This window comes from Enterocloster bolteae (genome assembly GCF_002234575.2).
Classification (GTDB): domain Bacteria; phylum Bacillota; class Clostridia; order Lachnospirales; family Lachnospiraceae; genus Enterocloster; species Enterocloster bolteae.
In genome coordinates this window covers 128,865-140,740 of the sequence record NZ_CP022464.2, presented here as the reverse complement: position 1 = coordinate 140,740, position 11,876 = coordinate 128,865, and the positions used below count along the sequence as shown (strand labels likewise).

The 11,876-nt window shown below is 53.0% G+C and carries 7 protein-coding genes and 1 other RNA gene; all 8 read right to left on the bottom strand.

Annotation, left to right across the window (positions count from 1 at the left end; genetic code table 11):
* Window positions 1–27: 27 nt before the first annotated feature.
* The 8 genes from recR to CGC65_RS00630 all read right to left on the bottom strand — a co-directional run bounded on the left by recR (window position 28) and on the right by CGC65_RS00630 (window position 11,781).
* The gene (gene recR / locus CGC65_RS00665; RefSeq protein ID WP_002565851.1) at window positions 28–624 is read right to left on the bottom strand and encodes a recombination mediator RecR; all 597 of its coding nucleotides are present in this window, start codon (window positions 622–624) and stop codon (window positions 28–30) included.
* Complete coding sequence (locus tag CGC65_RS00660; protein WP_002565850.1) at window positions 624–980, bottom strand: YbaB/EbfC family nucleoid-associated protein; 357 nt, start codon at window positions 978–980, stop codon at window positions 624–626. The genes recR and CGC65_RS00660 overlap by 1 nt, the downstream gene beginning before the upstream one ends.
* Window positions 981–1,022: 42 nt before the next feature.
* The gene (dnaX, locus tag CGC65_RS00655) at window positions 1,023–2,705 is read right to left on the bottom strand and encodes a DNA polymerase III subunit gamma/tau (protein WP_002565849.1); all 1,683 of its coding nucleotides are present in this window, start codon (window positions 2,703–2,705) and stop codon (window positions 1,023–1,025) included.
* 77 nt (window positions 2,706–2,782) lie between these two features.
* Window positions 2,783–3,862 (bottom strand): 6-phosphofructokinase, encoded by a 1,080-nt coding sequence (locus CGC65_RS00650; protein ID WP_002565848.1) that lies wholly within the window; start codon window positions 3,860–3,862, stop codon window positions 2,783–2,785.
* 270 nt (window positions 3,863–4,132) lie between these two features.
* Window positions 4,133–4,394, bottom strand: an RNA gene (gene ffs, locus CGC65_RS00645) — signal recognition particle sRNA large type.
* 107 nt (window positions 4,395–4,501) lie between these two features.
* On the bottom strand, window positions 4,502–6,724 hold the full coding sequence (locus CGC65_RS00640) for an alpha-galactosidase (protein WP_002565847.1): 2,223 nt from the start codon (window positions 6,722–6,724) through the stop codon (window positions 4,502–4,504).
* Between the two features lie 17 nt (window positions 6,725–6,741).
* Window positions 6,742–8,454: a glycoside hydrolase family 13 protein gene (locus CGC65_RS00635; protein WP_002565846.1), complete on the bottom strand. Its 1,713-nt coding sequence runs from the start codon at window positions 8,452–8,454 to the stop codon at window positions 6,742–6,744.
* 42 nt (window positions 8,455–8,496) lie between these two features.
* Window positions 8,497–11,781: an alpha-mannosidase gene (locus CGC65_RS00630; RefSeq protein WP_002565845.1), complete on the bottom strand. Its 3,285-nt coding sequence runs from the start codon at window positions 11,779–11,781 to the stop codon at window positions 8,497–8,499.
* Window positions 11,782–11,876 lie beyond the last annotated feature (95 nt).

Sequence of the window (11,876 nt, the reverse complement as noted above, 5' to 3'; positions counted from 1 at the left end):
CTAGTTCCCGGTATGGAAATCTGCTGTCTAAAGTTCCGTCCTGCCTTCCAATGCCCGAAGAAGTGTTACTTCGTCTATGTATTCCAAATCTCCGCCAACGGGTACTCCGCTGGCAATTCTGGTCACTTTAATCCCTGTAGGCTTTATCAGCTTGCTTATGTACATAGCTGTGGTCTCGCCTTCCAGGCTGGAATTGGTCGCAATGATGACTTCCTCTACATCCGACTGGAGCCTCTGCATCAATTCCTTCAGCTTTATATCCCCCGGGCCAATCCCCAGCATAGGAGAAATGGCGCCATGCAGCACATGATAAACCCCATCGTATTTGCCAGTTTTCTCATAAGCAGCCAAATCCCTGGTATTCTCCACCACCATAATGGTCTTATGATTCCGCCTGTCACTGCTGCAGATAGGGCACAATTCCTTGTCCGTCAAGGTGAAGCATTCCTTACAATAGCGCACGTTATTCCTGGCGCCTGTCATGGCTCCCGCCAGCTCCTCCACCTGCTCCTTCGGCATGTTGATAATGTGAAATGCCAGGCGCTGGGCCGACTTGGCCCCAACTCCGGGGAGCTTGGACAGTTCCTCTATTAACTTGGTAATCTGACTGCTGTAATAATCCATTAGAAGGGAAAACCTCCGCCCAGTGCTCCGCCTAAGCCGCCTGTCAGCTTGGACATGGCCTCGCTGCTCTCAGCCTCCATCTGGCGGAATGCCTCATTGGTGGCTGCCACAATCAGGTCCTCTAACATCTCGATATCGTCCGGGTCCACCACGTCGGGAGACAGCTTAACAGATACCACTTCTTTTTTGCCGGACACGGTCACACTGACCGCACCGCCGCCGGAAGCAGCCGTGTATTCTTTATTTTCAAGCTCCTTGGTGGTCTCCTCCATCTGGCGCTGCATACGCTGCGCCTGCTTCATAAGATTATTCATGTTGCCAGGCATTCCGCCTGGAAATCCGCCACGTTTTGCCATGGTGTATTATCCTCCTATTATTTCCACTTATTCATCTTTATATTATTCATCTTCATATGTAATATCCATATGAATCTTTTCTTCCAATTCTTCCTGGGTCACATAAATCGTATTAAGGCGCTCCCCACGGCCGGCCAACCTTGTCTTAAAGTAAATGGACCTGCCGAAATTAGCTTCCACATAGCGCTCCAGTTCCCCTATCACAGTGGGCCGCTTACCCATATCGTAGTTCATGGGATCCATAAACACGATGGTCAGGCAGCCTTCTCCCCCAGGCTCCACCACAGTGTCCCGCAGATACGACCTGGCGCCGCCTCCCATGCTGCGGACTATCTTGGCCCATTCGTTTCTCACCAGCTTCAGGTCTTCCAGCTGGGCCTGGGGAAGAGCCACCTTTTCGGGTGCAGCCCCGGGATCTGCCTGAAGTCCCGGAGCATACGGCGCAGCTGCCTGGGGTACTGTTCCCCCATCCGCCCCCGGTCCGGCTCCGGTCCGGGGCGCCTGTCCGGCAGGCGCGCTGCCTGCCTCCTGATAAACAGCTGCCATGGGGATGGCCATGCGCCCTGCCTCCAAATCCTCCATCTGGGCTTCCAGATCTCCCAACCGCTGCAGGATGGCATCCAGGTTTGGCTCCATGGAAGGACGCGTCAGCTTGATAAGCGCCACTTCCACCAGCACCCGCTTCTGGCTGGCATAGCGCAGCTGGTTGGACAATTCGGAAAAGATACGGATATACCGCATCAGCGTGGTTCCGTCTGTCTTGCCCGCATCGCTTCTCAGCTGCTTTAAATTCTCCTCCGACATATCCACCAGACCCTCTGCGTCGTCCGCGCTCTGGATTAAAAGAAGGTTTCTCATATACCATATAAAATCGGTGACAAACTGGCCCAATTCACGGCCCTGAATCACAATCTCCTCCAGGCTGCATATGCAGTCTTTTGTCCTGCCCTCCACAATAGCGCCGAACATCTGGCTGAACACACCGGAATCCACTGCCCCCAACACCTCCAGGGCATTGTCATAGGTCAGCACCTTCCCGTAATGAAAAGCCACACACTGGTCCAAAAGGCTTAAGGCATCCCTGAGGGAACCGTCGGCCGCCTTTGCCACATAGAGAAGCGCCTTGTCCTCCACCTGTATCTGCTCTGCCTGAGTCAGCTCCCTCAGGCGGTTTGCTATGGTCTCTAAGGATATGCGTTTAAAATCATAGCGCTGGCAGCGGGACAGAATCGTAATGGGAATCTTATGCACTTCGGTGGTGGCCAGTATGAAAATCACATAGGAGGGAGGTTCCTCCAGTGTTTTTAACAGAGCGTTAAAGGCGCCTATGGAAAGCATATGGACCTCGTCAATAATATAGACCCTGTAGCGTCCCTCTGTGGGAGGATACTGCACCTGTTCCCTTATATCACGTATGTTCTCCACACCGTTGTTGGACGCGGCATCTATTTCCACCACGTTCATGGAGGAACCCGACTGAATGGACCTGCAGGTGGGACACTCATTGCAGGGACTCCCGTCCACCGGATGTTCGCAGTTCACTGCCCTGGCAAATATCTTGGCTATACTGGTCTTACCTGTTCCCCTGGTACCGCAGAACAGGTAAGCATGGCCGATTCGCTCCGACGTTATTTGGTTTTTCAGTGTCTGCACAATCGGGTCCTGGCCTTTTACATCCTCAAAGGAAACCGGACGCCATTTGCGGTATAACGCCGTATATGACATATTAGGCAACTCCTGTTATTCTATCTTGTTTATATAAATTTATTTCTAAAATAACCTTTATTTTGATTATTATGCTGTTATTCATCGCCAAAGCTGATGCCCACCATCTTGGCTTCCTTAATCATGGAACACTCCGGGTCCACCGTCTTAAGTCTTCCTGCAACCTCGGAGAGAGGCACCTGGGTGATGTCGTTGTTTTTCACCGCCACCATGTAGCCATACTGCTCCTGGGCAATCAGCCTGGCTGCCGCAGCGCCCAGCCTGGTGGCCAGCACGCGGTCATAGGAGCATGGCTCACCGCCTCGCTGCATATGGCCGGGAACCGTAACCCTAACCTCGCTGCCGATGACTTCCTGTATCTTGGCCCCGATTTCATAGGCCACAGACGGATATACCACTCCGCTTTTCTTCTTTTCCTTCAGTTCCTTCTTGCTCATCTTGGCATCTTCCCTGGAAATGGCGCCTTCGGCCACTGCCAGGATGGAGAATCGCTTGCCTGCCTTGGACCGCTTGGTCAGGGCATCGCACACAATATTGATATCATATGGTATCTCCGGAAGAAGTATAATGTCCGCCCCGCCTGCAAGACCTGCATACAGGGTCAGCCAGCCCACCTTATGTCCCATGACCTCCACGATGAACACCCGCCCGTGGGACGCAGCCGTGGTATGGATACAGTCAATGGCATTGGTGGCAACATCCACCGCGCTCTGGAACCCAAATGTCATATCCGTTCCCCACAGGTCATTGTCAATGGTCTTGGGAAGGGATACCACGTTAAGTCCCTCTTCGCTTAGCATGTTGGCTGTTTTCTGGCTGCCGTTCCCGCCCAGCACGACAAGGCAGCTGAGCTTCAGCTTTTTGTAGGTGTGCTTCATGGCCTCCACCTTATCCAGTCCATTCTCATCAGGAGTGCGCATGAGCTTGAAAGGCTGGCGAGAAGTTCCGAGAATGGTACCGCCCTGGGTGAGAATCCCTGAGAAATCTGATGATTTCATGATCTGATAGTCTGCATACATAAGTCCTTTATATCCGTCTTCAAATCCAATTATTTCCACGTCATCAAACATGTTATATAAGGACTTTGCCACACCTCTCATAGTGGCATTCAGTGCCTGGCAGTCTCCGCCGCTGGTCAGCATCCCAATCCTTCTCATATTGCACTTCCTCCTTATAGAGTTTCTTCACTTTCTGTTATGTTTCCTGGGAATGGTTCTATTATACCCATTTTGTAATTATAACGCAAAGGTGTTATCGGGGCAAGTATAAATTCGGCCAACCGGGCAGCCTCATGCAGGCCAGCCGGCCAGCCGCAGAATCCGGGCAGCCGGCCGGCTCCGGGGAAACGCGCCGTGCAGAAATACAAATGGGACATAAATCCGGTGATACAGTGACGTATCCTCAGATTTATATCCCATTTTTAAATTCCACGCACCTTGCTTTGTGCTGCTGCCACGAACGTTACTCATGCAGTTAACTCAATCCAGGCTGCCTCACGGCACACGGGAGGTTCCGCTTAGTGCTGCTGCATTCCTGCCCTGACACGGTTCACGGATTCCCGTTGCGTAAGACCCAGACGTCAACGCCACTTACACAAGGCAGCTTCGCAGCAAACAGCCCGAGGCAAGGTATCACCCCTGCTGGAGCGGATTGCAGGTACAGGGCACCGCTATCTCCCCGGCTGCGTGGAAACTTTATGACATATTAGGCCGTACATACGCAGATGTATCAGCAAATGCCTGCATGGATATCTGCTGAAAACTGCCTGTTAAGTATAACCTGCCCGGAGGTTTTTGTCAAGGCTGTGCCTCCACCAAAAATAACCGGGACAGATAATCTCCCTGGGGCACCGGACTGGTCCGTACGCCGCTGGCCCCATCCGAAAGAATCAGCCCCGCACTCATTAGTTCATCCCCGTACGAGGTATAGTCCATTCCGCTGACCCGGTACATGGTCCCCGGATTCAGTCCCTTTAGCACCAGCCGCTTAAAACCGGTATTCACAGGCTGCAGGAACCGGAAATAAGCTGCAATGGCCTTGTTTTCGTCTTCCGATACCACAATCCAGGCAGCCTCATTTCCCTCAAAGGGACTTATAAGCCGGTAGAACCTTCCCTGCTGAATCAGTTTCCTGTGTTCCTTCATGAACCGTATCTGTTCCTTTACCTGGTACTGCTCCTCCTCTGTAAGCAGGTTCAGATCCAGTTCATACCCAAAGGTACCAAAAAAGGCTGCCGCTGCCCTGGAAGCCAGGGGAACATTCCTCTGGGTCTGGTGGTTGGGTATGGCGGAAACATGGCTTCCCATGGAGCTGACCGGATATACCAGGCTGGTTCCGTACTGGATTTTCACGCGCTCCACCCCGTCTGTGTCATCGGAAACCCAGCCCTGGGGAGCGTAATACAGGATGCCCGGGTCAAACCTGGCGCCGCCGCTGGCGCAGGATTCAAACAGAACATGGGGGAAATCCCTGGTGAGCCGCTCATACAGTTTATAGACTCCCAGTATCTGCCTGTGGTACACGGTTCCCTGGTACCGCGCATCCCGGCCCGCTGAAAACAGGTCGGAAATACTACGGTTCATATCCCACTTCACATAAGACACACCGCCGTCCCCCAGTATCTCCTCCATTCTGTCCCCTATGTATTCCACCACCTGGTCCTTTGAAAAATCCAGCACATACTGGTGTCTCCCCGTACACACCGGCCGGTCCGTACTCCCTAACATCCAATCCGGGTGGGCGCGGTAAAGACAGCTGTCCCTGCTGACCATCTCAGGCTCGAACCACAGGCCGAATTTCATTCCCATGTCCCTGATTTTACCTGCCAGCCCTGTTATCCCATCGGGCAGCTTATGCAGGTTGGGATACCAGTCCCCCAGGGAAGTGGTGTCATCGTCCCGCTTTCCAAACCACCCGTCATCCAGCACGAACAGCTCTATGCCCAGCTCCCTTGCCTTGTCTGCAATGGAGAGAATCTTTTCCTCGTCAAAATCCATGTATGTGGCTTCCCAGTTATTAATCAGGATGGGCCTTTCCCTGTCCCTCCAATACCCCCTGGCAAGCCTGGTCCTGTAGAGCTGGTGGAACGCCTGACTCATGCCGTTTAAGCCGTCCCCTGAATATACCATCACTGCCTCGGGCGTCTGGAATTCCTCCCCCGAACAAAGGGGCCAGTCAAATCCCTCCGGATGGATTCCCATGGTCACCCGGACCGTATCCATGGTATCCACCTCTGCCTGGGCCAGGAAATTACCGCTGTATACAAGGCTGATGCCTATTACCTCACCGCTGTCCTCCCCGGCATCAGGCCGTTTCAGGCAGATGAACGGATTGAACTGGTGGCTGCTGTGTCCCCTCATGCTGTGTATGCTCTGAACTCCCCGGTGAAGTCCATGGCAGTCCACATAGCGTTCCCTGCACCAGGCCCCGGTCAAATCAACCATCTGGTAACGCGGATCCGGCAGGTCCAGACTCAGGCTCATGGCCCGCTCCAGGCAGACCGGCTCCGGACCGCGGCAGATAAACCGGGCGCTGCGGGTAAGCACAGGCATGTTTTCATAGATTGTATAGAGAAGCACCAGTTCCATACCTGCCACAGGATCCTCCAGATATAGCTCCAGTGTCTGTGCCTCCTCATCCTGCTCCACATAAACGGCAGGCAGGCCCGGCAATTCCGGTTTTCCCCCTTGGATGGTGTGGCTTTTGTATACAAAACAGCTGACCCTGCTTCCATTTTCCCTTCTGATTCCATAAGCCGGATACCGCATATCCCCGGTTCCAAAGGCCGGATATTCCTGTCTGATATGCTCCAGTGAAAATGTGGTGTCATCCTCATAGACACAGGGCGCCATATCCCTGTGCGCAAACTCCAGCAGATGGCCGAAGCTCTCCCTGTGCCGCAGCCGTTTCCCATAGTAGAGCTGCCCCAGCTGACCGTTGGGAAGGCATGTCATGATATAACTGATTTTATCGTTGTACAGATGGAACTGCCTTGATTTTTCTTCGTATATAATGCCCATATAGAATCCTCCAGCAATTATTGCGTAAGCACAATGGCTTCATAGGGTCTGAGGCAGATATCCTCCTCTTCATGCAGGGCCGGGCCGTTTCCCCGGAACGTGCCGCTCTGGTCCGGGTAATTGCCGATAAGTACGTTATCTGTTCCCAGGTCCCGGCAGGAAAGACCGCAACTCTGTGTCTGGTCCGTAAAATTGCACAGTACCGTCAGGCGCTCATCCCCCAGTGTTCTTTCATATGCATAAACGGACCCGCTTTCCTCCAGCAGCAGCCGGTAAGTCCCATACACCAGGATATCCATGGTATGCCTTAACTTTATCAGCTGCTTATAGAAGGACAGGACGGAATCACCGCGTCCGGCCTGCTCCCTTGCATTGAGCCAGGTATAATTGGGATTTACCCCAAGCCAGGGCGTCCCCTCTGTGAATCCTGCCTGGGCCGTATCATCCCACTGCATGGGCGTCCTTGCATTGTCCCGTCCCATATGGTTGATGTAGCGTATCATCTCCTCATGGGAAATGCGCCCGCTGCCCACCATCTCACGGTATACATTATGAATTTCTATATCCTGGAAGTCCTCTATGCTGCTGCCCTGAAAATTGGTCATTCCCAACTCCTGTCCCTGGTAAATATAGGGCGTCCCCTTCATCATATAGAGACAGACTGCCAGCATTTTGGCGGACAGTTCCCAGAACACGGGGCTGTCATTGCCAAAGCGGGACACCGCCCTGGGATAATCGTGATTCTCCCAAAACAGGCTGTTCCAGGCCTTTCCCTCCAGTTCTGTCTGCCACCTGTTCAGCACTTCCTTCAGCTCTCTCAGACAGACCGGGTTGTCATTCCATTTTCCAAATGGCCCGGGATTCAGTTCCACATGTTCAAAATGGAACATCATGTTCAGCTCATGGGACTCATATCCCGCATACTGCACTGCCTCCCTGGTTCCCACACCCACGCCCTCTCCCACGCTCATCCAGTCAAACCGGGACAGGACCTCCCGGTTCATCTCCTGTAAGAATTCATGTATTCTGGGGCCATTGGCATAATAGGGCAGACCATCGCCATAGGGATTTCCCTCTTTCAACACCCCGTCTGGAAAGCGCTGGTCCTTGGACAGCATGGATATCACATCCATTCTGAAACCGTCAATCCCCTTGTCTCCCCACCAGGCCATCATATCATATATTTCCTGCCGTACCCGGGGATTTTCCCAGTTCAGGTCAGGCTGCTTCCTGGAATAAATATGAAGGTAATACATGCCGGTCCCTTCATCGTATTCCCAGGCCGGCCCGCGGAAGCGGGATGCCCAGTTATTGGGCGGGCCTCCGCTGACAGGAGCCTTCCATATATAGTAATCCCTGTAGGGATTATCAGGAGAACGGCGGCTCTTTACAAACCAGGCGTGTTCATCCGATGTATGGTTCACAACCAGGTCCATTACCAGCTTCATCCCTTTTTCATGTATCTCTGCCAGAAGCCTGTCGAAGTCCTCCATGGTGCCGAACACATCCATGACAGCCTTATAATCGCTGATATCATAACCATTGTCATCCCCCGGCGACTGATACACCGGGGAGAGCCATATTACATCAATTCCCAGATCCTTAAGGTAATCCAGGCGGCTCCTGATACCGTTCAGGTCGCCGATGCCGTCACCGTTGCTGTCCTGGAAGCTTCTGGGGTAAATCTGATACACCACGCATTCTTTCCACCATGCCCTCTGTTCTTCCATGTGAATCCTCCCTTACATTCCGATTCCTGATTATCCGGGACCTTACGCACGGACGGGACAGATGCGGTATGTCTTAATCTCATAGGGTTTTATGAAATCCTTAAACCTGTATCCATCTGTCTCAATGGGCCTCAGTGGCCTTTCCAGCAAATCACATTCCTCCACCCGGGAAATTTCAAATCCAAGTTTTACCGTCATAGGCGTCCTTGTATTGCGGTTTTCATAGATACGCAGGATATATCCATTCCCATTCTCCGCCTTTTTCATCATTTCCACAAAACAGTCCGGCTGGTCCACGGACACCATGCTCCAGAACCCTCCTGCTCCTTTGGCGGGCACCAGGGCGGATACCAGGGGCGAATTCAGGTCATAGGCCATTTCCACGGTTCTGGCTTCCTGCCACCTTCCCTTGTGGGGATAAATGGAATAGGTAAATTCATGGAAGCCTATATCCGCGTTCTCATTGGGATAGGTCCCTGATTTAATCAGGGTCAGCCCCATTTCCCCGTCCTTGATGCTGTGTCCGTATTTACAGTCGTTAAGCAGGCTGAGTCCCAGGCCGTTTTCCGACAGATCCGCCCATTTATGGGCACATACCTCAAATTTGGCCGTATCCCAGCTGTGGTTGCTGGTGGTCTCCCGTTCCACATTGCCGAACTGTATCTCATAGGCGGCCTTGGTGGCGTTAATCCGGGCCGGGAAATAAACCCTCAGCAGAACATGATGATCTCTCCAGTCTGCCCGGGTCACAAAGTCGATTCTGGGCAGATTGGGGTAGAACACGATATCCTGCTCCACAAGGGAGCCCGCAAACCGGTGAGAGATGGACATCACCGTCCGCACCGGCCCCCACTCCTTTAAAACCGGCGCTGTCACATGGTCTGCATTGTACGGCTTTCTCTGATAAAACATATCCACATCCCAATTGTCCCAGTTCATGGGGCGGTCCTCAAAGGTCAGGAGCTGGTTTCCCACACGCCCCTCTTTTAACAGCTGGCAGCCTGTCTCCTTTTCAACCAGGGAAACAAGCTCCATCTTATCATTAAACGCAGCCCTGTACCAGTCATTTTCAAAGAAGCCGGGCCATGGGCGCGGGCATTCTGCGTCAAATCCGGATGGTTCCGGGTCAGGCCCGGGGTGTTCTGCGGCGAGCACAGGATGTTCTTTGGCAGACCCGGACGTTCCCTGGTTCACACTATCCTCTGCCCCCACAAGGCTGTACACAGCATAACCGCAGGAAGGAATCCCCTTTGCGTGGAATATAAGCGTATCCTCCCCCACATACTGGACCGGAGCCCTGTATCCCAGGCAGTCGCAGGCATATGCCGCCTCCCCCCGGGCCACACCGGACACTGTTACCGTGTCCTCCCGCTCATATCCCTGTGTATTGAAAACAATAATCTTATGTTCTTCCGGTTTTTGTTCTTCCGGCTCCTCCCGGCTGGTATCCTTATCCTGACCGCAGATCCTGCTTCCCATGCCTTCTGCCAGATGAAGGGCTGTCTCTGCGCCGGATTTAAGTATTTCCTCATATTCCCGGTCCGTCTGTTCATAGACAGGCCCGATGGCGCTTCCGGGAATAATGTCATGGAACTGGTTTAACAGGATGATATCCCACCCCCTTTTTATGACGCCGGCAGGATATTCCAAACCCTTAAGCTCCGCCATGACTCCCAGAGTCTCCAGCTGTTCGTACATCTGCTCGCTTTTCCGGTTATAGCGTTTGTTTTTTCCCATAGAGGTCAGCGTACCCCTGTGGTACTCAAAGTAAAGCTCCCCATCCCATACCGGCATGTCCGGTCTGGACCCAATGTCGTGATGAATCCGGTCAAAAAAGGTCCGTTCATTTTCCTGGACCAGTCTGGGAATGCCCGGAAGCCCGTACTGCAGACGCTTTGCCTCCTCTAACATTTCCTTTGTGGGTCCGCCTCCCCCGTCGCCAAATCCAAAGAGCATTAACGTGTCCTCTGTCAGGTCCCTGTTCTGGAACCGCTTGAAGGTTCCCAGCGTCATATTGGGATTGACAATGCCCGTGTATGTGGTGGTGTTCCTGGTGTCGGTAAATGACACATTTAATCCCAGAGTCTTATCAAAGTCGCAGGCAGTAGGCATGAATACAAACACCCTGCTGCCGTCGATTCCCTTCCACATGAAGGTATCGTTGGGCAGCTGGTTAAACTGGTTCCAGGCAATCTTAGTTGTCAGGAAATAGGGAATTCCGCACTTTTTCAGTATCTGCGGTATGGCGGCGGAATAGCCAAATACATCCGGCAGCCACAGACACCTGCTGGAAATGCCGAATTCCTCCTGGAAAAACTGCTCTCCCTTTATGATTTGACGCACCAGTGATTCCCCTGCGGGCAGGTTGCAGTCCGACTCCAGCCACATGGCGCCGTCTGTCTCCCATCGCCCTTCCCTGACCCGCTCCCGGATGCACTCATAAAGTTCTGGTTCCTGTTCCTTTACAAACTGGTACAGAATGGGCTGGCTGGACATGAATTTGTAATCCGGATACCGGTCCATCAGCTCCAGTACCGTGGAAAAGCTCCGCACAGCCTTCTCCCTGGTCTGTTCCACGGTCCACAGCCACGCAATGTCAATGTGGGTATGGCCGATTGCGCTTACCACAGGCGAGGCTGCATTCACCTTCTGGTAAAATTCCTTTTCCACGATTCTCTCCATCTCCTCTATGGATTGGTAGAACCGGGATGAATACGGCTCCCTTAAATCCAGGGCATCAGCAGCCGGCCCCAGCTTTACCAGAATCCGCCTGTAATTTTCCTCATCCGGTTTTTTAAGAAGCCTGGCTGCCTGTACCGGCACCAGAAAATCATAGTAAGCTTTTTCCACCGCGTCATCCACCCGGACCAGCTCCGTGCGGATTATCAGGTCTCCCGGCACGCTGCCGCTGTAGGCCAGAATGGCAATATCATACCGCTCTCCTGCTTTGGCCCCGGAACTTATTAAAATTTCCCTGTGGTTTACATCTACTCCCTGGACAATATTTCCGTTCAGATAAAACAGCATCTGGGGATTGGTGGCATCCCACTGTCCTTCCCTTCCCGTGGTGATCAGGAATTCCACATGGGCCCCGTCCAGATGTGGCGGTATCTCAACCGTTGTCCTGTACCACCTGTGGCTGTCCAGACACGCCCATGGTTCTTCTATGGAACAGTCCTCCCAATCCAGGGTGCTGCACCAGGGACTGCCTTTTTCCTTTCCTTCCATCCGCTTATAACAGCTGACCGGAATCCTCACCGGCCTGCGAAGCCGGTCCAGATCCTCCGCCAGACGCTCCATCCGCTCCAGTTCAAATAATATGCTCATCTTCTTCCTCCTTATCCCGGACCAAATCATCTGTGTCCTTATGTTACCACGGGAAAAGCCGGGGCCGGCGGACAAATTTGATATCTGTCCGCCGG

Coding starts and splice junctions, on each gene's coding strand:
- recR (WP_002565851.1), bottom strand. CDS start 624: ATGGATTATTACAGCAGTCAGATTACCAAGTTAATAGAGGAACTGTCC.
- CGC65_RS00660 (WP_002565850.1), bottom strand. CDS start 980: ATGGCAAAACGTGGCGGATTTCCAGGCGGAATGCCTGGCAACATGAAT.
- dnaX (WP_002565849.1), bottom strand. CDS start 2,705: ATGTCATATACGGCGTTATACCGCAAATGGCGTCCGGTTTCCTTTGAG.
- CGC65_RS00650 (WP_002565848.1), bottom strand. CDS start 3,862: ATGAGAAGGATTGGGATGCTGACCAGCGGCGGAGACTGCCAGGCACTG.
- CGC65_RS00640 (WP_002565847.1), bottom strand. CDS start 6,724: ATGGGCATTATATACGAAGAAAAATCAAGGCAGTTCCATCTGTACAAC.
- CGC65_RS00635 (WP_002565846.1), bottom strand. CDS start 8,454: ATGGAAGAACAGAGGGCATGGTGGAAAGAATGCGTGGTGTATCAGATT.
- CGC65_RS00630 (WP_002565845.1), bottom strand. CDS start 11,781: ATGAGCATATTATTTGAACTGGAGCGGATGGAGCGTCTGGCGGAGGAT.